This is a genomic window from Thermosporothrix sp. COM3, assembly GCF_059696735.1.
Genome location: NZ_AP019376.1, coordinates 5,582,562 through 5,605,677 on the forward strand (window position 1 = coordinate 5,582,562; position 23,116 = coordinate 5,605,677).

The 23,116-nt window shown below is 54.1% G+C and carries 19 protein-coding genes; 8 read left to right on the forward strand and 11 right to left on the reverse strand.

Going from position 1 to position 23,116, the window contains the following annotated elements; all coding sequences use genetic code 11:
- Positions 1–26: 26 nt before the first annotated feature.
- Together KTH_RS23665 and KTH_RS23670 are read left to right on the forward strand one after the other, a co-directional pair.
- Entirely contained in the window at positions 27–2,414 is a 2,388-nt protein-coding gene (locus KTH_RS23665) for an ATP-dependent helicase (RefSeq protein WP_497621395.1), read from the forward strand.
- 192 nt (positions 2,415–2,606) lie between these two features.
- A complete protein-coding gene (locus KTH_RS23670) occupies positions 2,607–2,945 on the forward strand; it encodes a hypothetical protein (protein WP_111324509.1) in 339 nt (112 codons plus the stop codon).
- Positions 2,946–3,001: 56 nt separating this feature from the next.
- Here the strand turns inward: KTH_RS23670 and KTH_RS23675 are convergent, their stop codons facing one another.
- Positions 3,002–6,484: an ATP-binding protein gene (locus KTH_RS23675; protein WP_497621397.1), complete on the reverse strand. Its 3,483-nt coding sequence runs from the start codon at positions 6,482–6,484 to the stop codon at positions 3,002–3,004.
- Between the two features lie 320 nt (positions 6,485–6,804).
- On the opposite strand from KTH_RS23675, the gene KTH_RS23680 reads away from it, so the two are divergent.
- The 3 genes from KTH_RS23680 (at position 6,805) to KTH_RS23690 (ending at position 11,560) form a co-directional block, all read left to right on the forward strand.
- Positions 6,805–7,584: a hypothetical protein gene (locus KTH_RS23680; RefSeq protein WP_111324511.1), complete on the forward strand. Its 780-nt coding sequence runs from the start codon at positions 6,805–6,807 to the stop codon at positions 7,582–7,584.
- Between the two features lie 335 nt (positions 7,585–7,919).
- Positions 7,920–9,974 carry a protein kinase domain-containing protein gene (locus KTH_RS23685; RefSeq protein ID WP_497621399.1) on the forward strand — a complete coding sequence of 685 codons (2,055 nt, stop codon included), beginning with the start codon at positions 7,920–7,922 and terminating at the stop codon, positions 9,972–9,974.
- A gap of 26 nt (positions 9,975–10,000) precedes the next feature.
- On the forward strand, positions 10,001–11,560 hold the full coding sequence (locus KTH_RS23690) for a hypothetical protein (RefSeq protein WP_497621401.1): 1,560 nt from the start codon (positions 10,001–10,003) through the stop codon (positions 11,558–11,560).
- Here the strand turns inward: KTH_RS23690 and KTH_RS23695 are convergent.
- The 7 genes from KTH_RS23695 to KTH_RS23725 all read right to left on the reverse strand — a co-directional run bounded on the left by KTH_RS23695 (position 11,557) and on the right by KTH_RS23725 (position 17,191).
- Positions 11,557–11,973: a hypothetical protein gene (locus tag KTH_RS23695; RefSeq protein WP_497621403.1), complete on the reverse strand. Its 417-nt coding sequence runs from the start codon at positions 11,971–11,973 to the stop codon at positions 11,557–11,559. The two genes, KTH_RS23690 and KTH_RS23695, sit on opposite strands and share 4 nt — an antisense overlap.
- A gap of 161 nt (positions 11,974–12,134) precedes the next feature.
- Positions 12,135–12,932 carry a hypothetical protein gene (locus KTH_RS23700; protein ID WP_497621405.1) on the reverse strand — a complete coding sequence of 266 codons (798 nt, stop codon included), beginning with the start codon at positions 12,930–12,932 and terminating at the stop codon, positions 12,135–12,137.
- 4 nt (positions 12,933–12,936) lie between these two features.
- Positions 12,937–13,242 (reverse strand): 4Fe-4S dicluster domain-containing protein, encoded by a 306-nt coding sequence (locus tag KTH_RS23705; RefSeq protein WP_111324516.1) that lies wholly within the window; start codon positions 13,240–13,242, stop codon positions 12,937–12,939.
- 2 nt (positions 13,243–13,244) lie between these two features.
- On the reverse strand, positions 13,245–14,723 hold the full coding sequence (locus tag KTH_RS23710) for an NAD(P)/FAD-dependent oxidoreductase (RefSeq protein ID WP_497621407.1): 1,479 nt from the start codon (positions 14,721–14,723) through the stop codon (positions 13,245–13,247).
- A 15-nt stretch (positions 14,724–14,738) separates the two neighbouring features.
- Entirely contained in the window at positions 14,739–15,071 is a 333-nt protein-coding gene (locus KTH_RS23715; protein ID WP_111324518.1) for a hypothetical protein, read from the reverse strand.
- A gap of 195 nt (positions 15,072–15,266) precedes the next feature.
- Entirely contained in the window at positions 15,267–15,944 is a 678-nt protein-coding gene (locus tag KTH_RS23720; protein ID WP_497621409.1) for a response regulator, read from the reverse strand.
- Between the two features lie 44 nt (positions 15,945–15,988).
- Positions 15,989–17,191 (reverse strand): GAF domain-containing sensor histidine kinase, encoded by a 1,203-nt coding sequence (locus KTH_RS23725; protein ID WP_497621411.1) that lies wholly within the window; start codon positions 17,189–17,191, stop codon positions 15,989–15,991.
- Between the two features lie 166 nt (positions 17,192–17,357).
- On the opposite strand from KTH_RS23725, the gene KTH_RS23730 reads away from it, so the two are divergent.
- Positions 17,358–18,110, forward strand: coding sequence for an SIR2 family NAD-dependent protein deacylase (locus tag KTH_RS23730; RefSeq protein WP_111324521.1), 753 nt, complete (start codon positions 17,358–17,360; stop codon positions 18,108–18,110).
- A gap of 1 nt (position 18,111) precedes the next feature.
- Here KTH_RS23730 and KTH_RS23735 read toward each other — a convergent pair whose 3' ends face one another.
- The gene (locus tag KTH_RS23735; RefSeq protein ID WP_497621414.1) at positions 18,112–18,942 is read right to left on the reverse strand and encodes an XdhC family protein; all 831 of its coding nucleotides are present in this window, start codon (positions 18,940–18,942) and stop codon (positions 18,112–18,114) included.
- A 405-nt stretch (positions 18,943–19,347) separates the two neighbouring features.
- Here KTH_RS23735 and KTH_RS23740 point away from each other — a divergent pair, with 405 nt between their 5' ends.
- Both KTH_RS23740 and KTH_RS23745 read left to right on the forward strand, forming a co-directional pair.
- Positions 19,348–20,022 (forward strand): hypothetical protein, encoded by a 675-nt coding sequence (locus KTH_RS23740; protein WP_111324523.1) that lies wholly within the window; start codon positions 19,348–19,350, stop codon positions 20,020–20,022.
- A gap of 170 nt (positions 20,023–20,192) precedes the next feature.
- Positions 20,193–20,399, forward strand: coding sequence for a hypothetical protein (locus KTH_RS23745; protein ID WP_497621416.1), 207 nt, complete (start codon positions 20,193–20,195; stop codon positions 20,397–20,399).
- Between the two features lie 136 nt (positions 20,400–20,535).
- On the opposite strand, the gene KTH_RS23750 is transcribed toward KTH_RS23745, so the two are convergent.
- Positions 20,536–21,411: an alpha/beta fold hydrolase gene (locus tag KTH_RS23750; RefSeq protein WP_497621418.1), complete on the reverse strand. Its 876-nt coding sequence runs from the start codon at positions 21,409–21,411 to the stop codon at positions 20,536–20,538.
- A gap of 196 nt (positions 21,412–21,607) precedes the next feature.
- Positions 21,608–22,933, reverse strand: coding sequence for a phosphopyruvate hydratase (gene eno / locus KTH_RS23755; protein WP_111324526.1), 1,326 nt, complete (start codon positions 22,931–22,933; stop codon positions 21,608–21,610).
- Between the last annotated feature and the right edge of the window lie 183 nt (positions 22,934–23,116).

A 23,116-nucleotide genomic window follows, 5' to 3' on the forward strand; every position in this document is an offset into this window, starting at 1 on the left:
TTTTTCTTCTTTCTCTATGGAGCGTGATGATGTTGGAACAAATTGATTTATTAGCCGGACTCAATCAGCCGCAGCGTCAAGCCGTTACCACAACTCAGGGGCCTGTGCTTATTCTGGCCGGGCCTGGCAGTGGAAAAACACGGGTCATCACGCATCGTATTGCTTATCTGGTTCAACATGAGAAGGTGTTACCGGGTCATATCCTCGCTGTGACCTTTACCAATAAGGCGGCCCGAGAAATGCGCGAGCGCCTGGAACGCCTGATAGGGATTAGCGCCGCAAAAGAAATGAGCATAGGTACCTTTCATGCTATCTGTGCACGGGTGCTGCGTGTTGAGGCCGATTATCTGCTTCCATTAGGGCTCAATCGTTCTTTTGTGATCCTGGATACCGACGATCAGGTCACGCTGGTCAAGCAGGCGATCAAAGAACTGAATCTCGATGAGAAACTGTATCGCCCGTCTGCGATCCACGCGATGATCTCCCGCGCAAAAAATGAGATGCAGGGCCCCGAGCAGATGGCGGAGCAGGCACGCAAGTATAGCGAAGAGGTTGCCGCCCGCGTATACAAGGTGTATCAGAAGCTCTTGCGTCAGAGCAACGCTGTTGATTTTGATGACCTGTTGATGCTGACCGAGCAACTCTGGCGGCGCAATCCCGAGGTGCTGGAAAAGTATCAGCGTCATTGGCGCTACCTGCATGTTGACGAATTTCAGGATTGTAACCTGCCCCAGTATAAGCTTATCCGCTTGCTTGGTCTGGGCACGCCCGACAGGCAGAAGGGGGCAGGCAATGTCTGTGTGGTTGGCGATGATGACCAGATGATCTACACCTGGCGTGGGGCCAGCGCCGAGAATGTGCTTCGTTTTGAGCGCGATTTTCCGGCGACGAAGGTTATTCTGCTGGAACAGAACTATCGCTCCACACAATCGATTCTCGATGCCGCTCAGGGTGTTGTGCGACAGAACAGGCTCCGCAAAGAGAAACGCCTTTGGACTGCGAAGGGGGCGGGCGAGCAGGTTATCTTTTATGAGGCGTTTAACGATGAGATGGAAGGGCAGTTTGTCGCCCATGAGATTCAGCGCTTGCTGGCTCGCGGGGAGGTCAAACATCGCAGCGATATCGCGGTCATGTATCGTACGAACGCGCAATCGCGTGCTCTGGAAGAGCAATTCCTGCGCGCAAACATCCCTTACAAAGTGATAGGTAGCCGCAAGTTCTATGAGCGCAAAGAAATCAAGGATATGCTGGCGTACCTGCGTTTGCTGGCAAATCCCGATGACGATTTGAGCTTTGAACGCATTGTGAATGTGCCAAATCGCAAGGTTGGGCCCAAAACACTTGGCGAACTGAGAAAATGGGCAGGAACACAGCAATGCTCGCTTTTTGTGGCTATTCGCACGATTGATCAGTATCCGGGACTTGGGGCGGCGGCCAAAAACGCGTTAAAGGGCTTCGCAAAGTTGATCGAGGATCTGAGAGGTTCTATCGAGGATTTGCCGCTTCCCGACTTGCTGGAGCGCATTGCGGAGCGGAGCGGCTATGGTCATGAGCTTCGTGCAAACGCTGAAGAAGAACTGGACCGTTGGGGCAACGTGCTGGAATTAAAGCGGGTCGCAGAAGACTATGCGGAGATTGAGACGCCGGTTGCTATCGAGCTGTTCCTTGAAAATGTGGCGCTGGTTGGCGGAGCCGATACCGTGCAGACAGGCGATAACGGCACTTTGGTTTCCGAGGAGAACAGCGACTCTGTCACCTTGATTACGCTGCATGCTGCGAAAGGGCTTGAATACCCGGTTGTCTTTATTGTGGGTATGGATGAGGGTTCGTTACCGCATTCTCGTTCACTGCAATCTCCTGAGCAACTGGAAGAAGAGCGACGCCTTGCCTATGTTGGCTTTACGCGCGCAATGAGCAAGCTCTATCTGGTGCGAGCGAAACGGCGTTCTCTCTGGGGTGAGACCCAGTATACAGAGACCTCCCGGTTTGTCTATGATATTCCAGAACATCTGCTCAAGCAGATTGGGGTGGTAAGCCAGAATATCGGAAGCTCACGGATGACAAAGGCGCGTCAGGTCGAGTGGGACAATGAATATAATCAAGACCCGTTTGATGATCAGGATTTTGGCGCGGCAATCGGTAGCGGACGAAGAGCCACCACTACACCGAAATGGTCATCCACGACGCGACCCGGTCAGTTTTCAAGCACTCCTAAGCCTGTACGCCAGGAAGATCGTACACCGAAGAGCCAGCAGTTTAAACCGGGGGAACGGGTGCGTCATGACAAATTCGGAGAGGGCATCATCCTCAAGAGCGAGATGGAGAGCGGAACGGAGTTTGTTGAGGTCCAGTTCCAGGGGAAAATAGGCAAGAAGCGCCTGAGTCTGGACTTCGCCCGTTTGCAAAAACTTTAAACCTGCAACGTGAAATTTGCTATAGCAGAAAAAGAGGGGAAGCGGAAGAGATCCTTCTGGCTTCCCTTTTTCTTTCGGCTGTGAATTGCTTCATAGATAGACATGGATAAAGACGGTATGGTAAGAGCAAGTATGGCCCCACAGCTTTTCTCTCTTAAGGGGAATACAAAGAGAGCTAAGGAGAAGGTATCTATGATTATCTGGCGTGGGTTTGGCGCACTTGTTGTTCTGGTCGTCCTTATTTGTGTAGGTGGGCTCCAGTGGCTTGCATCCACTATCGTAGGCCCCGAGGCAACCACTCAAATTCAGCGCTTTTTGATCCCGATCGGGCTGGTGATTGCCGCTGTTATTGTCTGGCCGCTCGGGCGTTTCTTTAACAAACCAACAACCACCTTTGATCCTCGGACCGGGCGGCAGGTGACGGTCTCTCGTGGTCACTCGCTCTTCTTCATCAATATGGAGTATTGGAGCCCGATTCTGCTGGTTCTGGCAGTTGTTTTCTTGATTGCAGGCTTTTTTGTGCGTATTTGACCCTCCTCCGGGGTGAACGGCTATCGCACCTCTCTGCGATAGCCGTTCTTCCAATGTCACGATTCCCTGAGCGAAAACTGCTTGAGAATACTTTTAGCCTGCTCAAGGTAGGTTCTCCCCTTCTTGCGATCACCTGGCTTGCGCCGCTTCAAGTAGTAATTCCCCAGAAGGTTGAGTGTGCTGGCATATTCGAGCGGATCTTTGATGCGCATCAGCAACTCAAGCGTCTGCTCAAAATGGCTTCGGGCGCTATCCAGATCTCCCAGGCGTTGCAGGATGCAGCCCTGAAGGCGCCGCGATAGGGCGGTAAGCTGGATATACCGCTGTTCGGTCAGAGGTTGTTGAAGTTGCTGTAACACCTGTCGTGCCTCCTCTAGTTCGCCCTCTTGATAGTGCACTGTGGCAAGCTGTAGCTGGAGGTGAGGCAGGATCATCGTTTTCAAATTCTGCTGCTGAATATATTCAAGGGTCTGTTGCAGAATCCCACATGCCTCCTCATAATGGCCCTGACCACTCTCATACTGACTTTGACCCCAGAGCGTGAAAAGTTCCAGATCTATATCATGTCTGTGGCGAGCAATTGTCAGCGCTCGTTCGGCCTGTTCGCGTGCTGCATGCCAGTGTTCCCGCCGATTGGACAGAAAGAGCAGAGCAAGATGTATCCAGCCGCGCGCCCGCAGAGCTCCGGGGTGTTGTGCCTGTTTCAGGGCCGTATGGGCGACCTGCTCACTTTTTTTGTAGTAGCCGGTGTGAATAAGCGCCCAGATCATCGTGAAGGTGTGAACCGGCTCCCAGTACTCTTCCTGGGTGTTGCGGCAGAGCTGTAGCCCGCGTTGGGCATAGGAGAGCATGGCCTGCGGTGACCCGGTCAGGAAGCTATACCAGCTGCGTGACCAGAGGGTGAGAATGCTGACAAGTGGGTCGGGAAGGGTAAGACAATCCAGCATGTTTTCTGCCTGACGTAGCTGCTCAAAGGCCGTGGCGGTGTCGCCCTGCCGGATTGTAAGCATGCTCTGTAGTGCGAGGCTTCTGGTTCGTGCCTGCTCTGTTGCCTTCTCTGAGGAAAGTGGCTGAAGCGTTTGCAGCGCCTGTGCATCTTGTCGCAAACGGAAATGGAGCAGCGCCTGTTGAAAGATGATTGCCTCCTCTTTTTCCGGCTGCTTCAACGAGTGCCAGAGAGAACGTGCCTCTCCACAGGCCTGTAGCGCCCGTTCAATGTGCCCACCGGGAAGATATAGCTCACGTATAAGCTGGTCAAGGAGCGCCGCTTTTGTCTGGTAATCGTGTCCATCAAGCAGAGGGAGCGTGCGTTCAAGTATACAGGCTGCATCATCATAGGCATAGAGCGTTGTGCAGAGGGTGACAAGCTGGATGGAATAGGCCAGGGCGGAACGTGGTTCCTCTGCCTGCTGATAGTGATAGGTCAGCAGGTAGAGCATTTCCTGCGAATTCGTGCCGTGAAGTGCCTCGATAGCGTGAGCTATTTCCCGGTGCATCGCGCGCTTACTCCACGGGTTCAGAGACCAGTAGAGTGCCTCATGAATAGATGGATGCGTGAACGTAAACTCTTTTTTCTCTTCTCCTTGCTGGATCAGGTGAAGGCAGGCTGCCTGGCCCAGATGAAGCAGAATATCGTCCTGTGGAAGGTTACGCGCTTTACACAATGTTTCCAGATCGAATGTATAGCCCTGTACTGCTGCAAAGGCCAGCGTCTCCTGGCATGCAGTAGTGCACTGTGAGAGGCGTGCGCTGACCAATTCCTGCATGCTGCCTGGCAGGATCAGATGTTCCGCCGATCCTGTTAGCTGCCAGCGTCCGTCTTGTTGTTGCAACTTACCTGTATCTTGCAGGTAATGAAGCGTTTCTAGAGTCTGACAGGGGTTGCCGTCCGTGTATTTATAAAGCACATAAGCAAGGGAAAGCTGAATAGGGCTTTGCAAACGGCCTGAAAGCAGTTCCAGAGTATGCATCTCTCCCGGACGGCTCAGGCGAAGTTCAGGCGGAGGAGTGGTTTGCTCAAGCGGGATCCGCAGCTCTCGCAGCGGGTGTTCAACCCCCACCTCCTCAGCGCGATAGAGCACGAGAAAGAGGAGGGCAGGCGTTTGCGCGGCTCTGGCAACAAGCTGTGCGAGTAGCTGTAAGGTGCTTCGATCACTCCATTGGGCGTTATCCAGCACAATGATGACCGGTTCCTGATTGGCAAGCCGTGTCAGGCAGGCAGTGACGGCACGCAGGAGGAAGGCATGATCTATGTCGGGAATAGATTTCATCTGATCCCGGTAGGTCGGGAGTAAGCGATAGAAGACATCAGCATTCTTGCCATATTTTTTCCGAAGCTGACCGACGGTCAGGGGCTCAAGAATGGCGCTTAAATAGTCAATGAACGGCTTGTATGGCCGAAAGCTGGATGCCGGTGTGCAGGTGCTCCAGAAACAGCGAGCACTGTGTTCAGTGCTGGCCCACTGGCAGAATTGCCGTGCAAGATGGGTTTTGCCGCTACCTGCCTCACCGCGGATCAACACAAGGCGCTCCTGCTGGAAGAAGCATTGTAATTGCTCGAATTCCTCGCTGCGCCCGATCAGAGAATCTTCTTGTCCCCGGGTGTTTTCCAGCGCATGCTGCAACAGTGGCGGAAGGGCTGAGGAGAACGATTGAGCCTCCGGGAACTGGAACGGCGCGACATAGGGTGTTAGTGCATGCGTCAGTGGGCTGTTAAGGGGCTTCTGTTTATAGGTCTCGGCTGCCGGGATCGTCGGCGGCTCCGCAGGAGGCATTTTCTTGAGCGGGGGAAGAAAGAGAAACGGCTGTGTCTCTTTCGGGGGTGTCTCCTGCTGCCATTTCTGGACCTGTTGCATGGCATCGGTCCAGCGCTCCATGAGCGCATAGTGGCGTAGCAGCTCGTTGCGAATCCGCACATCAGCGGGATAGCGATCACGGAGGAGATGCAGATATTCAAAGGCTTTCCGGTGTTGATGGCAGGCGTCAGCGACCTCGCTGATATGTTCAAGCAGCCAGAGGTGGTAGCTCCGAAACTGGCTCCGGCGGGGCTGAAACCAGGGAATGACGCTCTCCTCAGGGAGATAGTCGCCCTGATAGAGGGCCAGGGCTTGCTCGAAGCGATTGAGCAGGCTCTGCATCTCTACAGGTGGCTGACTCGGATGCATGGTGTAATGAGCTTGCAGTTGCTGGACGCTCTGCTCAAATACGTCAGCATCGATAAAAAGGTTCTGGGTATGCAGTGTCAGGACATTGTGCTGAAAGGTCAGGGGAATCGAGCCCTGTTCGAGGGTCAGGGCGGCCTGTAACCGGGCCAGGGTTTCTTCAAAAGCCAGCAAGGCATACTCAAGGGGCTGAGATGACCAGAGCAGGTCAAGAATCTGATCCAGATGTAGGCGATGCTGGCGCGCGGTAAGCAGCAGCTTAAAGAGCTGGCGTACCTCTTGCTGGCTCCACGGCTCCCCGGTCAGGGGGCCATGCTGGGAGCGAAGTTCAAAACGACCGAAAGTGATGACGTGTAGTGTATGAGTATCTCTATCCATCCTCAACCTCCCCATGTGGGAAAAAGCGTGAATAAGTATATTTCATTATTGTACAGTAATAGAACGATGTCAATAGATACTGGAAGCTCAGGTACTGTCTGCGTTTCCCCTTTTTCCTATAGCTCTTGTGCTTTGCAAATCGATGAATGATAATGATACAGTATAATACGATACTGTGCAATGTGGCTCAGGATGAAAAAGCCATATTTGACAATGCAGCAGTTTTGATAGTATGATAGGGCTCAGTACAGTTTCCTTTCTGAACTGTTCTGTAGTTCTCATCGAGCGCTAGAAGTCAGTCTAGCCAGAAAGGAAGAGCTATGCCGCCAGCCGATGAGTTCTCGCAGTACCTGCGGCGCACGAAAGAGCTGAGGGATACACGCTCTCGCTCCCTTCATTCGCCTGAAGACGATCTGTATGAACGAAGAGGGGCTCGAACGGCGCGTCTCCCAATGGATGATGAGGAGTTCAATAATCCCCGTACACAGACCAGTTCCCTTCGCGCCGAAAGTCCCCGTGTTACCTCTGCAATTCCCGCCTCCAATCAGCGCCGGCAGACAGGTCGTGTGCAGACGGTCAAGCCGCCACGCCCGAAAACCGCTTCGGGACGCACCCCGGTAACACAGGCCGAGAAACGGAGCGGGATTCACTGGCTCTTGCCGCTTGGCCTGGGTATGCTTGCTATGCTTGCGATCTGGGTGACCGGTTCATGGGTGCTTGCCTGGGGAATCGGGGTCTATAATGACTTTCAATATGGGAATCCACGGACCTTTCAGACTGATGCCGCGGTCGGGCATGGAGACGATAGTGAGACCAAGAAGAGCCATTTCATCGCGATGAATCTGAACAGACAGGCGATTGTATTTGAGGTGATGGCCGGTGATCCTTCAAAATCGGTCAGCTATGTTGCTCCTGTCTATATTTCGGGTGAAGGCGGGGAGAAGGCCCCGGTGACCGTTGAGTTCCGCGATGTTAATAGCGATTCAAAGCCCGATATGATTGTTCATATTCATATGCCAAATCAAGAACAGCTCTCTGTCTTTATCAATGATGGCAAAAAATTCCGTCCGTCGAATAATAATGATAAAATTCGGCTTTGAACCTGTTCCAGCGGGCTCTTGTCTATCTCTACCCTCTTTTTTGCCATAAGCGCCAGTGCGCCTGCTATTATGAAGGTGCGAATTTGACGATTATAATAGGATGTGGTAACAAGAAATAGACCCTCCTGCTCTAGGATGGATCCTCTTGCGGCAGCGTGGCAGACGCTCTTTGATGTCGACGCCTCATCTGCGTTTTTCTGAGTATGTAATTACGGCTAAAGCATGTCTCAAGGGGTTGACGCTTTGAGCGCAATCAGCGACACTGTGTAGCAGAGCTTGCTGCAATGTGAACGCGCGAAAGTCGCTGAAGTATTCAGGATTCAGGAACGAGGACAATGGAACGGTGCCCTAATTGTGATTTGCCGCTTTGGCCCGGTCAGGATATCTGTGAAAACTGCGGCGCGGTAGTCTCGACAATTGTCACGACACCGCGACGTAATCCAGAGCCGCCCTCCGCAAAAATAACCATTACAACACCACCCCGGACACCCGAAACCGAGCCACCGCTGGTGATCGAGTGCCCGCGTTGTCATGCGCACTGTAAGCCGGGGGCAAAGTTCTGTAACCGCTGTGGGTATAATCTCCAGTACGCTGCCGCCACCGCAGATGGCGATCTACTGGCAACACAACATCTGAAGGTAGGCGCTCTCTTTCAGCGGCGCTATCGTATCCTGAAAGAGATTGGCTCTGGTGGCATGGGCGCGGTCTATCTGGCGGAAGATACTGTGTTGCGGCGACAGGTGGTGATCAAGGCCCTCTTGCGTGATGTTGACCCCGCTCAGGTCACACAGAGTATCCGTGAGCATGAATTCCTGGCCACCCTGAAGCAGGCCAATATTGTTTCAATCTACGATTTTGTGCCGGTGGGGAGCCAGGGCTATATTGTGATGGAATATGTGCAGGGCAGGACGCTTGACCAGATTATGGAGGAGCGCGGGCAGCCGTTCTCTGTCCCTGAGGCTATTGGCTATATTCTGGATATTTTGCCCGCGTTTAGCTATCTGGCCCGGCTGCATCTGGTCTATTGCGACTTTAAGCCGCAGAATGTGATGGTGGAAGAACTCAAGGATGGCTCGAAGATCGTCAAGCTGATCGATCTGGGTACTGTCATCAAGGAGGGGACCCAGACAAAGAATATCTATGGCACGCATGGTTTTTATGCTCAAGAAGCCATCAAAGCGCCATCCCCTCAGACAGACCTCTATTCTATTTGCCGGGTGCTGGCCTATCTGGTGAGCCAGATGAATCTGGCAAAGCCGTTTTTTGGCATGCCAGCAGCCGAAGAATACCCGGTCTTTCAAGAAAATCCTGCTCTGTATCGTTTACTGGTCAAAGGGACGCAGAAACAGCCAGAAAAACGCTTTCAGAGCGCCGAAGAATTGCGTGATCAGCTTGAGGGCGTCTTGCGGCAGGTGGTCGGTGGCAAGCCCGGTCTCCCGGTGACGTCTCGCTATTTTATCCCGGGGGCTGTCACGACGAATGGCCCACTGGGACCACGCGGCGAGGCCGCGCTAGATACCACGGACCCGGCGGTTGAGCTGTTACGCTATGGCGATCAGGCGCTGCGGCAGGGCAAATATGAGAGCGCGGTGGGCTTCTATCAGCAGGCGCTACAGAAAAACGTATCAAGCCTGGATGCTCGCTTACGTCTGGCCGAAGTGTTCATTGACCAGGGAGAATATCAGCAGGCGCAAGCCGAACTGACAGCCGCAGCACAGCTATCCTCACAGGCCTGGCAACTGAACTGGTATCGGGGACGGCTGTTTGAGGCGCAGAAGCACTATACTGAGGCTGCGACTGAGTATCGTGCTCTGTTAATAGATCTTCCCGGAGAACTGCCGCCACAACTGGCCTTAGCACGTGTGCTGGTGCAACTGGAGCAGGACGAAGAGGCAACGCAGCTATACGCGGCTGTGGTCAAGGCTGATCCGGGAAATACGGATGCAATTTTACAGAGCACCCGCCCGCTGTTCCGTTTGCAGCGCTGGCAGGAGGCGGCGAAACTGCTTAGCCGTATTAATGAGGCAACGGCCCACTATGTTGAGGCGCGTTTGCTCCTTGTCGATCTCTACTTGCGTCATATACAGCCCGTAACCGAGGAGAACGTACAGAAGGCTGCGGATGTGATCGCTTCCCTGCAAGGCCGAACTGAGGATCCCCGCTATTATCTGGCGCAGGGAGAAGTCTTCAGGGCTGCTCTCCAACTGGCGCGCAAGCAGCCGTTAACGGCCCTTCCCGGGGTAGCTGATTGTCGTCCGAGAACGCTGAGGCAGGCCGCCGAAGCCGGTTACGCCCGCTATCTGCACCTGACGCGCCGCTTTGCTCATCCCGAGGAGCGCGAGACTATTGTGCGGCGCAAGCTTGAAGTGGCTCCCTGGCGAATCTGGTAAACAGAGGAAAGGAAAAGAATGACTCTATGGCTCAACAGCAGCAAGAGCTTGTAGCGAGACAGGAACAGGCCCTGCCTGCTCTGCAAACGGAACCTGAGCGCCCCCCTGCTTCGCGGGGTGTGTTCCCACGCTTTCGATTCTGGATGTTTCGCACGTTTCGCGGAAGATTGGTGATGCTGGCGTCAATTATTCTGCTGCTGTCGCTGTTTCTTTCCTTCTTCTCGCTTTTCTCCTTGCGTCGGCTCGCTGATAATATCGGGAGCATGGGGCAGAATAGCGTTCCGGGAACTGATGCCGCTCAGGCAATGGAGCGAGCGCTTTCTGAACTGGACGCCTATGCCGCGAGTTATCTCTTTGCGCCAGTTGAGAAGAAAGAGCCGTGTACTGTTCCGGGAGCGTCTGGCTCTCCGGGAACGATCAGCGTGCAGGAGTGTAACGAGCGCAACATTGATGCCTCTATCGCTCTCTTTAATCAGGAATTGATCAACGCTTCTCACCATCTGGTGTACCCCGGAGAGCGTGTTGCAATTGAGCGAATCATCACTGGCTTTGAGCAGTATACTGGTTACCTTGCTATTATGCGCCAGGAATATGCGCAGGCAGAGCAAAAAGGGAATCCCAATGATCCCCATATGCAAAAGGTCCAGCAGGCTTATCACTCCGCTGGTCAGGTGCTCTATCAGCAGATAGAAGGGCAATTGCCGCAGGATGCAGGAAATGCACCGGCATGTACGGTCAGCGGGAAGCAGGTGCCCGCGGCGCAATGGACCAAAGGCGGTATCACAACCGCCCTCGCCTGTTTGAGCTCGATCAACATTCAGGAATACAAGACCGCGGATCAGAATAGCCGGGGCGAGATGTACCCCTTTATGCTGGTGATCTGTACTCTGGCCGGGCTCCTGATTCTGTGTCTGCTCTTTGCCTCCATCTGGCTCTTATTTGTGACCCATCGCGTGCTACAGCCCGCTGTGAATGTTTCGTTGATCGGTACGGCGGTGTTGAGCGTTTTCCTGGGGCTCTTCCTGTTGCGTCTGGGAGGGGTCCTTGATGGCGACTATGATCGTATGACGCAGTTTGGCTACGCTCGTAAGCTGGATGCTATGCAGACACAGCTTCAGGCTGATTGGGCGCAGGCGGCAGAAATGAGGTGGCTGGCTGCATCGGCTTATAACGATCAGAAACAGGCGAAACACTGGTCAGATGTGTGGCAGCAGCATAGCAATGCCGTGCAGGTATGGTTTCAAAACGATCGAGCGCTTGTCTACTGGCCCGATGAGCAGAAGCCGGTCACGCAGGCAGACGAGCAATGGAAGCGTTATCTCTCTCTGCATAAGCAGTTGCAAACCGGCAACGCGCAACAGATTCACGATGCAGCGCTGAGCGCTCAAACTGATGCGGCGAAGGTCGTGCGTGACTTTGATCAGGCAATGAGCGCGTATGCCTCAGCAAATCACCATCGCTATGCTGAGACGTTTGCTGTGATAACACAAGGGTTGGAGCGCTTTATTCTCTTGAGCACTGTGCTGTTCCCGCTCTTCGGGCTGCTGGCGGCGGGTGGCATTCTCATACGTCTACGTGACCTTTAGGCGTTTCCATCTGGCTGAACGCGCCATCTCCGCCGGGAGGAATGGTGAAAGAGATCCTGATAGTGCTCCGAGACAATCTCTTGCGGGAAAATGCGGAGCAAGCTGACAACCAGCATGGCGAAGGTCAGCCAGTCAACGCCGGTATCCAGTGGCACGCCAAGCACAATCCCGATGATTGGTAAGAGAGTTCCCAGGGCAAATTCTCCCAATGGCAACGCCAGCAGGATGACTGCCAGCCCGACCACTGAGACCAGAAATGAGATCTTCCGCCCGGGATGAATGCGGGAATCGGTGAACAGCCGTTTTAAGAGCTTCCCTGTCTTGATCAGATGCAGGAAAATCTCGATGCGTTTGGGATAGGGATACTGGCTGATGTTCAGTCTCCTGTACGGTTGTTGCTGTTGTTGTTTCATCTTGCTGCGCTCCTCTTCTGCCCCGAAATGGTGGGGGTCTTTCCTGCATCATACGATAGAGACGAATACGTTTCGCTCTCCTTCTCTATTACGATTCTGTTGCCTCTGTCGTTGAATCGTTCCTTTCCACTCCCTTTTCTTTTTTTCCCGCGCGAATTCGGTTAGTGGAGTAACAACAGGTGCAAGGCATAGAGGATATGCCAGATGGTCAGGCCGAGTGTCAGCAAGCCGAGAGCACTATGAAACAGCCGCCAGTACCGAATGACATAGCTATAGAAGAGTTCTTTGCGGTAGGCATGCTGAAAGGTATGGAGTTCAAGGAGTTGCGCCATTTTCGAGAGTGGGCGCGTGTCGGTATGGAGCGGCGTGTTAAGCGGGAGAGAGGCCAGATCCCAGGGAGCTTGCAGCGCTGGTTGATAGTCCTGGCCGGCCTGTCTGGAAGAGGTGGCGGCAAGCAGCTCCTGCTGTCGGTCTTCTCCCTGTGGGGTCAGTGTGGTTCGTGCCTCTTCTGCTATGAGCCTGGGCAGAATGCGATCAAGGAGGCGTCCGACCACGCCACTGAGAATCAAGGCAAGCAGGCTATAGAGTGCGTAGGTTCCTGAGCGAGCATTAAAATTTCCAGCACCGTGCAGGAAAAGCAAAAAGAGGGCAAGGAATCCGAAGGCCACATGTGAGTGAAGCGCTGCATTGAGCATGCCGGCAAATCTTCTCGCTGTCCGGCGCTGTATACTATAGCGGAAAAGCGCCAGCAGCATGCACACAGTGCCCGCGATTGCCAGCAGATAGCCTGCCGGACTATCGGGAGCCACATCATTTGTCAGCGAGCCCCAGAGCAGTGTGAGGAGGAGCGCTGTAGAGGCAAAGGCGAATGAGCGGAGAACGCTTCTCCGCAGTGGACGACTGAGCCGAAAGAAGAGTAATGGATAGCCATGTTCAGTACGCGGTGGCCTCTGCATCATTCATTTACTCCTGAAGTAGCCGAATCTTGAGCCAGAGCATCATGGCATCTCGATGGAGCCCAACCGGGCAGGGAGGAACACAGGCCCCGCATTGATAACAGGAACGGGCAAAATGGGCAACTGATTCAGTAATGGGCCCGTGCACTGTTGCATGATTGAGCACGTCAATCGTAATCGGCTCGCTCAGAGCAGGACAGGCCAGCAAGCATTCATTGCAGCCGATGCAGGCATTGATTTCCTGTGCGATGTGGGAGACCGTCTTATGTAGCCCGGCAGGTGGCGGCGCGAACATTCTCAACAGCTTGCGCATAGTTATGGCCTCTCTTTCTGCTCCAGATAGGACCAGAGCGTATGGTGGGAATACGCCGATGAACCAGCCGGAACCTTCGGAGAGGGCCCTGTTGGTGAGCTACCTGCCAGCAACGGGAGTTGTTCAGGCGTCAGAGCGAGCTTTCCGGTGATAGGAAGTCGCTGCCTCTCTGGTTGCGAGTTGATGAGCGGAAGCGCCTGTACAGGAGGTGCTTGGAGCCGGGCGAAATAGTGGTGCGCGTCCACGCCTCCCTTGAGCAGCGCTTTGAGTATCGGTCGAACCGAGTGACCCTCTTCAATCAGGCGTTTGATCGCCAGACTATCGGGCTGGATATGACCGAGCGAGAGATAGCCAATCAAGCGATCCTCAAAGAGTGCCAGACGGCGATAGCCTCCCTGACTCGCATCGGTTAGCGTCTCAATGCCGGGATATTGGAGATGCGGATTGCCCGCGATCAACAGCGAGAGCTCGCCCAGGTGGGTCGCATGCCAGGAAACCCCGAGGAGCGGGCGTGTGAGATCAGGACGGTCGGCCAGCATTGCCCCGGCAATTCGGCCCTGCTCTCCTGCCGCGTACCATTGGGCGCGTGGCGCGTAGCGATTGGTCTGCGGATCTCTGATTGCCGCGACGTCGCCTGCAGCGAAGATATTGGGCACGTTGGTCCGCAGAAGATCATCGACCAGAATACCATGCTGCCTGCACAGTGGCATGCTACAGCGCTCACTCAGCTCGATGGCGGGGCGTGAGCCGGTACAGACAAGCACCAGTTGGCAGGGAATCATCTTTCGCTGATTGGTGATGACACCAACCACAACGCCGATGCGGCCCACTATATCCACGACCTCGGTTCCCTGGTGAATAATGGCCCCGGCTCGGTGCAACGTTTCCCGGACAAGCGCTCCCCCCTGCGCATCAAGCTGGCGGCTTAGCGGATATTCTCCTCGAAGTAGCCAGTGTGTCCGAATGCCCCAGTACAGCAGCGTCATCACGGTTTCGACCGCATGCGCTCCCCCTCCAATGACGACGGCCTCCTGCACTGTGGGCAGCCGACGCCGCAGATCCAGGTAATCACGCAGGCGATGCAGGGTAAGCACTCCGTCAAAGTGCTGGCCTGGGAGCGTCTCTGGAAGTCCCTGCGGCACGCTTCCTGTGGCAAGAAGCAGCTTCCCATAGTGAAAGGGGCGGTTCCCGCTAAGCAGCAGATATTGGCTCTGGGCTTGAATCTCTTCCACTCGTGAGGTGATAACGTGAATGCGCTGCTGTCGCTCGATGCCGGCAGGATGGACAAGCAATTGCTCCCGTTCCAGCCGAGCACAGGCAAATTGTTTGAGAGCGGGCGTATGAATAGGTGGATGGAGCTGTGAGCTAATCACGACAATGCGCTTTTCCGGGGCAAGGCGACGAGCTTCGAGCGCTGCCGTGATACCCGCAATGCCGTTTCCGACAATTACAATTTCGGCTCTATCAAGGCGTCCGTTCATCGAAACTCCTCTCCGTTAATCGACATCAAGCGCGATCAAGGTCTTCCCCGGACCGATGATATAGTAGACATCAGTCGGCGCTTTCTCCTGTATGTGGCGTTGCATATGGCCGTAGGAGGCTTTACAGTGTTGCCTGCATTGGAATTGCAAAATCTGCCCCTCGCTGGTTTGAAAGTGAAAGTCGCGCTCATTGCCTGTCAGAAACAGAATGGTACCCTGTACATGGTGAGCATCGGTGCCGTGCGCAAGGGCAGGCCCAAGCCAATGAAGGGTCAAAATAGCGGCCAGTGAAAGCGTCCCGATGAGCAAGAACACGAAAAGAGCGGCTGCCAGACGAATGTTTCGCATCTTTTCCGATTCGCATCCTCTCAATGACAGAAACGAGCTACAAAGTGGCATCCTTTTTCCGTCAGTGATTCTACATGATAATGAGGCAATCTTCAGCTTTTCGTCGTTCTGGTTAGCCTGATTAGCTATCAATCAGGCTTCTAAAAAAAGAAAAAGGCGAGTCTTGCTCGCCTGTTGAGGAGGATGAGAAACCAGTCAGGATGGTTGATTATTACGCAGATTGATCAGGCCACGCTGGGCCGCGATGGCAACCGCTTCGGTTCGGTTGGTTGCTCCAAGCTTGCTCATGATCGAACTGACATGAAATTTCGCTGTTCGCTCACTGATGACAAGCTGAGAGGCAATTTCCTTGTTGGGCATACCCTGTGCCAGAAGATGCAGGACTTCTAGTTCTCGTTCAGTGAGTTCCTCAATGGGAGGAATAGAATCATCGCCTCTGGTAACGGGCTTTGTCTGCTGTCCGATATGGCGCAAGAGCTTTGAGGCAACGACTGGCTGAAGGAGTGAGCCGCCTTCCATTGCCAGATGGATCGCTTTGAAGATCTCGTCGCGGGGTGAGCCTTTCAGAAGGTAGCCATCGGCTCCGGCCTGGATTGCGGCAATAATGCGTTCATCATTGTCGAAGGCAGTGAAGACCAGAATTTTGAAATTATGGGGTGCCTGTCGTAAGCGGCGAATGGTTTCTACGCCATCCATAACCGGCATTTCAAGATCAAGCAAGATAATATCGGGCCGTAGGTCCATCGCGGTTCTCAGGACCTCATCTCCACGGGAGCACTCCGCCACGACCTCAAGATCTTCCTGCGTTTCCAACACTGCCCGCAATCCTTCTCGTACAATCGGATGATCATCTGCCAGCACTATGCGCACCATTCTCTTCGAGCCTTTCTTTCGCTTGTTGTTGACCGTCTGTTGATCTAGTAAGGGACGATGATTTCGACGCGAGTTCCATTCTGTGGTTCGCTCTGAATACAGATTGTACCACTCAAGAGCCGGGTTCGCTCACTCATGCCTTTGAGGCCAAAGTGACCATCTTCTGGAATGGCTGTGGGATCAAAACCCCGACCGTTATCCTCAATTGTCAGATATACCTGATGCTCGCTGGCTTCCAGGTGGATATCAACCCGTGTGGCGTGCGCATGCTGCTGTGCGTTGGTCAGCGCCTCCTGGGCGATTCGATAGAGTCCTGCTTCGACGCGGGCGGGAAGTGCCGGGAAGTCGGGATCAGGAATGATCGTAAAATGGATTGCGGTTTCCTCTCCATCGTCACTGGTCTCCTGGGCCAGCATCTTGAGCGCTTCGGGGAGGGTCTTTTCCTGTAAGGGGGCGGCTCGCAGATCCATAACCGAGTTTCGTGCTTCTTCCAGATTGCGACGCGCCATGCGCAGCGCCCGTTGGATGGCCTCGCGGGCCTTGTCTGGCCGACTTTCAACCAGCACATCCGCTGTCTCTAGCTGAAGTGAGATCGCGGTAAGGCCCTGGGCCAGCGTATCGTGAATCTCGCGTGCCAGTCGGTTGCGCTCTTCGGTAGTTGCCAGCCTGGTCGCGGCTCTGGTATGCTCTGCGGAGAGGCGGGCCCGCTGAATGGCCAGCCCGACCTGATCGCCGATAATATGCAGGAGTTGCAGTTCTTCGGTGTGTAGCTCGCGCCAGTCCTCGCTTGCGACGTTGAGAATCCCGATACGGGTATCGCCTGCGTAGATGGGAACACTGGCGTGAAAACGGAGCCCGAGCGCGGTCGGATCGCTTTCGCGTTCGGCATTTTTTAACCGGCTGCAACGAAGGACGTTGATATTAGCGGCTCCGGTAAGATCTCCACTTAGAAAGGTGTCCAGACATTGGCAGGAACCTTCCATCCGTTTCGGGTGTTTTCCCAGATAGGGTGGAAGTGCCTGTGAGGCGGCCAGATATGGTTTTCCTTCTTCATTGAGAAGCCACACCCAGCTTGTGCGCAGGCCAAAGAGCTCTGTCACTCGCACGAGCACTTCCTGTAGCGCTTTTTGTACATCTACAATGTGATTGAGATAGCTGGCGATTTCATAAAGTATTGCGAGATCACGATTGCGATGGAGAAGCGGCGATGTAATTGCGTTTGTATGATTTGATGTTTCTTTGTCCATAACCTTTCCCCTTCCTCCCGGTACTGCCTGCCCTGTATTTTCCTTTTTGCAGTATATCATATCCCGGTTCGGAGCCAACCTTTGCTGTTCGGTTGCGATATGGTTTGACAGGTAGGGCTATGTAGCCTATTCTTGAAGCAACAAGAAGAACAGCGAGGTGAGTCTTATGTCTTCTGCTCTCGTTCCCTCGGGGCTGGTTGATGCCCTGCGAAAGGCACGGCGTGTCGCTATTTTAACCGGTGCCGGCATCTCAGCAGAGAGTGGTATTCCCACCTTTCGTGACGCGTTGACCGGTCTGTGGGCCCGCTTTAACCCTGAAGAACTGGCAACGCCCGAGGCCTTTCAGCGTGATCCAAAGCTGGTCTGGGAATGGTATGCGCACCGACGGGAGCTGGTTGAGCGGGTGGAGCCGAATGCCGCTCATCGTGCGTTGGTGACGATGGAACAGCATGTCCCAAAGCTAACGCTGATTACGCAGAATGTAGATGGCCTGCATCAACGTGCAGGAAGCCAGAACGTGCTGGAACTGCATGGAAACCTTGCCCGGGTTCGCTGCTTCCATGAAAACACGGTGATCCCTTCCTGGGAGGACACGGGAGAGGTGCCGCCCCGTTGCCCTGACTGTGGTGGTCCATTGCGTCCGGATGTTGTCTGGTTCGGTGAAAACCTGCCCGCCGACGCCTTTGAAAAGGCAGTAGAAGCCGCTGCACAGTGTGATCTCTTTTTCTCCATTGGTACGTCTGGCGTGGTTGAGCCTGCCGCGTCCTTGACTCGTCTTGCCCGGCAGATGGGGGCAACGGTTGCGCTGATCAATCTGGATGTTGAACCTCGTGATGTGCCTCCGCTCTATCAGATTCATGGAAAGGCAGGGACCATATTACCCGAACTGGTTCAGCGGGCCTGGCCCGAACGAACCTGATTCAGACCAGCGCCTCTTCTTCAAGCAGGCGGTGAATCGTTTTGAGCTGTGCCCCGGTTCCCTTGCGGCGCAACATCACCATTTCGGCGGCAATACTGAGCGCGATTTCGTCCGGGGTTTCGGCTCCCAGATCCAGCCCAATAGGGGCGTGGACGGCTGCCAGTCGTTCGCGAGAGACCCCTTCATTGAGTAAATCCTTGAAGATATGTTTGACCTTGCTCGGGCTACCGATCATGCCGATATAGCTTGCTCTGGTCTCTAGAGCGGCTCTCAGCGCGTCTTTATCCAGATGGTGGCCCCGAGTGACAATGACAATCCAACTGGAGGTATCCTGTGCCAGTGTACGGATGGTCTCCGGGATATCGCCAAAGGTTAATTGTACCTGTTCTCCAAAGTTTTTAGGGTCAGCCAGATCACGGCGATCATCGACCACAACAATATGGAACCCGAGCGAGATTGCCTGACGAGCAAGCGCCTGCGCGACATATCCGGCTCCGGCGATAATCAAGCGCGGCTGTGGCTGAAGCACCTCGAAGAAGATTTCCAGTGTTGCCCCGCAACTCCCGACGGCCTCACCCTGATCGGCGTCAAGGTGTACATGCTGAAGAAATGTACGCTCCTCTCGCATCGCTTCTAGTGCGAGCTGAACAACCTTCTGATCTGTGATGGGACCGGCAAGCGTTCCTTCTGTGGATCCGTCTGCCCGGATCACCATTTTGCTACCAACTGTACAGGGAGCCGCGCCGCTTGTTTTTACCACGGTTGCTACTGCAACGCGTTCACCCTGACGTAAGACCTCCTGAATGGCCTCGTAAATAGGTAAAGCATTCATGAAACCTGTCTCCCCGTTTTTTATTGCTCAAAGACTGAATATTGCACCTATGATTATATGATAAAACGCTGCTGCCTGAAAAATATATTCCCGGCAACATGAATAGCATGGGCATCTCTCCTGGAGGTGGAAAGGGAGATTCCACCTTTGTCTGTGCTGAAAAGAATAGCTAAATGACAAGCGCTATAGAACACATTGTCTAGCAGCCGTTAGAGATGGCGGCGCGTTTGACGAAAAGATCAAAAGTGTTCTATACTCTGTAGAACATCTATTCTAAGGGGTACAGGCGGGAGCAAAGAACCGCAGCAACCGGTCAGACAGTCCGCAGATAAGCTTGTACTGACGTAACTTCGTATGTTTCTCTGCTATGACAACGAAGAGAATGACAGAGGAGAGCAAGAGCGAATGAGTAACAATACCTTTAATCCACGAGAACATCTGATAACGATTAAAAACAGGCAAGGAGCAACCGAGTATTTGCCTGTCCAGTGGCGGCTTGTCTGGTTCCGTTCGGAATGTCCAGAAGGAAGTATTGAGACCGAACTGCTGCAACTGGATCTGGAACGAGAGACGGAAGAAGAGGCTTTTGTCTGGAACGCTGAAAAACGGCGCAGTGAAAAAGTAGTCAAAACTGCAAAGGGATTGGCCGTCTTTCGGGCGACCGTCAAAGATGGCAAAGGTGGAAGCGCGACTGCAACGAAGATGGAGAAAGCGGCTTCATTCCCGGATTTCCTTGAGAAGGCCGAAACTGGAGCAATCGGACGAGCGCTAGCGGCGCTTGGCTATGGCACGCAGTTTGCCCCGGAACTCGATGAGGAACACCGCATTGTTGATAGCCCGGTCGGCGGTCAGGGAGGCGCTGCCCCGTCCCGCAATGGGGCAACAGGCGTCATGAGCGCCGAGGCCGCGGCTGACGCCCAGGTAACTGAGCGACAGATTGCCAATATCAGGAAACTCTGTCAGCATCTTGGCAAAGAAGAGCCCCAGAATATCACATCTCTCAGCTTTCTGGGCGCCAAGAAAATGATCGAAGATCTGACCAACGAGTACAAAGAGCGCAAACAGAACAAGGCCTCGTAATATCAATTGAGGCTGTTTTCCGGAATGCATCATCTGGAACAGCCTGCTTGAAAGAGGTAGATCGCATGTTGGTGAACGTAGTGGGAGGCGAAACCCGACGCGGTTTCATAGTGCAGCGGGAAAGCAGTTTTACAATGACATCTGAAGAGGTAGAGTGTGCTGAAAAGCGCATGAAACAACGATGGTATGATCTGGTAACAGCAGAGCAGCAAGGGGCATCTCTCCAGACGCTGGATCGGATGTTTAACGCCTATATGCTAGCTGTTGAAGAGTACAACCACTGTGCTGAACGCTATCTTGTTGAACAGGCGGCTGCGCAGCATCCCGAGACCGGATCAACTGTCCAGAAGGGAAAACGTCGTAGGAAAGCCTCGTAGAAAGCATCGCCAACGTAAGGCGTGAAGGTACTCGCAGCGCTATTTTGGCACAAGAGAAGCGGTGAGTACCTTCACTGTGTTTGCGGGGTCCCACACCTCAAAGCGAAAGTTGTCCCCTTATCGTTCTTCCACTGTATCAGGCCTGTACAAAATCGACAATAGCTTTCGCCACAGCATCCGGTGCGTCGAAAAGGACCAGATGGCCCGCATTTGGCACGACGACCAGTTTGGAGGTCTCGATCTCCCGATTGAGACGCTGTGCATATTTCAGCGGGATCTGCTCGTCTTTCTCGCCCCAGATCAGCAGGGTAGGCTTTTTGGCAACTGCCAGATCGGTTGAGACCGAATTGACATAGTGAGGGAGAAGCAGGCGAATATGCTGATAGAGCACCTCTTTCCCGAGCTCGCTGTTCCACGGTTCAACATATTGATCCAGCACGTTGGCGAAGTCCTGGCTCTTGAATGCTGCCTGTGGCAGGGTCTCGCGCAGATCGCGAATCATATCTTCGAGGCTGGTCTGCTTGGGGGCGTCGAAGTCCTGACGCTTCTCCATCTCGGGCAGAGGCCAATCTTTGGCAAAGGCTTGTAGATAGCAGATGCTATCGATCAGTACCAGCGCCGCGGTCTGCTCGCGATAGAGGCGGGTTGCCAGAATCTGAGCGACGCCACCGCCGAGGCCGTGACCAACCAGGATGATATTGTTCAGCTTGAGATCCTTGAACAGCAGAGCGAGCGCATCGGCATGGCCCCAGACGGAGGTATCGGCGGGCCAGGGATGATCGGACTCGCCATAGCCAAGCATATCGAACGCGTAGACAGCACGATTCAGGCCGGCCAGTTGAGGCATCACGGCTTCCCAGGTGAAGGCGCCTGCCGGAATATCATGGAGCAGGACAATTGCCCCGTCTGGTCCATGTTCGGCGCCCTGGACAATATAGCTGAGTTTATAATGTATGGTAGGTGCCTTCCGTCGTTCTTGCGAGACGGAGGTCTTGGATGATTTCGTTGACATACGTCCTCACTTTACAGGGTTCTTTCACGGATAAGCAAAGTAGATAAATCTCTGATGAGAGCGGGTAGCGATAATGCGCTACTCTGTTCCCTTCTGAATTGTAAAGCGTAGCTGGCCATTTTCGCAAATAGGGATATCCCACTCCGAGGGCGGGCCCGGGGGTGGGATATCGGTTGTCTATGACCCGGGATAGGCCTTATGCTCTGGCATAGAGGGCCGGAACATTGTAGAAGGCGCTAAAGCCTGCGTAGTGGGCTGCATCTCCACCCAGTTCGTCCTCGATAACCAGCAGGCGGTTATATTTTGCCACGCGCTCGCTGCGGGAGGGTGCCCCGGTCTTGATTTGCCCGGCATTGGTTGCAACCACAAGGTCAGCGATAGTGGTATCTTCGGTCTCACCCGAGCGATGCGAGATGATCGCGCTGAAGGAGGCCCGTTTCGCCATCTCGATTGCTTCCATTGTCTCGCTCAGAGAACCGATCTGGTTTAGCTTGATCAAGATAGAGTTCGCGGACTGCTCGACAATACCGCGCTTGAGGCGCTCGGTGTTGGTCACAAACAGATCGTCACCTACGAGCTGTACCCGGCTGCCCAGACGCTTGCAAAGCTGGGACCAGCCTTCCCAGTCGTCTTCGGCAAGACCATCTTCAATGGTGATAATCGGGTACTCGCTTGTCCATTTATCGTAGAGGTCGACCATTTCAGAGGCGCTGAGCGTGCGACCCTCGCGGGCAAGCACATACTTCCCATTGTCGTAGAGCTCGGTTGCCGCGACGTCCAGACCGAGGAAGATATCCTGACCTGGCTTGTATCCGGCCGTCTCGATTGCCGCAACCAGCACTTCCAGTGCCTCCCGGTTGGAGGAGAGGGAAGGAGCAAAGCCACCTTCATCACCGACGTTGGTATTAAGTTTCTTGCTATGGAGAACTTTCTTGAGGCCCTGATAGACTTCTGCTCCCATGCGCAGCGCCTCGCGGAACGAAGAAGCGCCAACCGGGAGGATCATATATTCCTGCATATCGGTGGAATTATCCGCGTGCTTTCCGCCGTTCAAAATATTGAGCATGGGTACGGGCAAGGTGCAGGCGGAAACACCGCCGAGGTAGCGATAGAGCGGCTGATTGTATGCCTGTGCCGCTGCTTTGGCAAGTGCCAGTGAGACGCCGAGAATGGCGTTCGCGCCGAGTTTCGCTTTATTGGGTGTACCGTCCAGACCGATCAGCACTTCATCGAGCATGACCTGATCGGTTGCATCAAAGCCAGCAATCTCTTCAGCGATCACTTTATTGACGTTTTCAACGGCCTTGAGAACGCCCTTGCCACCGTAGCGGCTCTTGTCGCCGTCGCGTAGCTCGACTGCTTCATGTGCTCCGGTTGAAGCTCCGGAAGGAACCGCCGCTACTCCCCGCGCTCCTCCCTTCAGGGTGACTTCAACCTGAACCGTGGGATTGCCGCGCGAATCCAGGATCTCGCGGGCGATGACTTCCTTGATGGATGTCGAATCGTTTGTGTTGAGTGGCATAACCAAAAATCCTCCACAAAAATCTTATCTATGCACATGCGGAGCAAATTGTTTCTCTCTTTATAATAGCCCAGTCGCAGGGGATGTTGCATCCTTGCCTGGGCTATTGTACATCGGAGTGCCGGGTATGGGCAAGCAAGAGAAAGACCCTGGTGAATCTTCACCAGGGTACTTATCAGGATG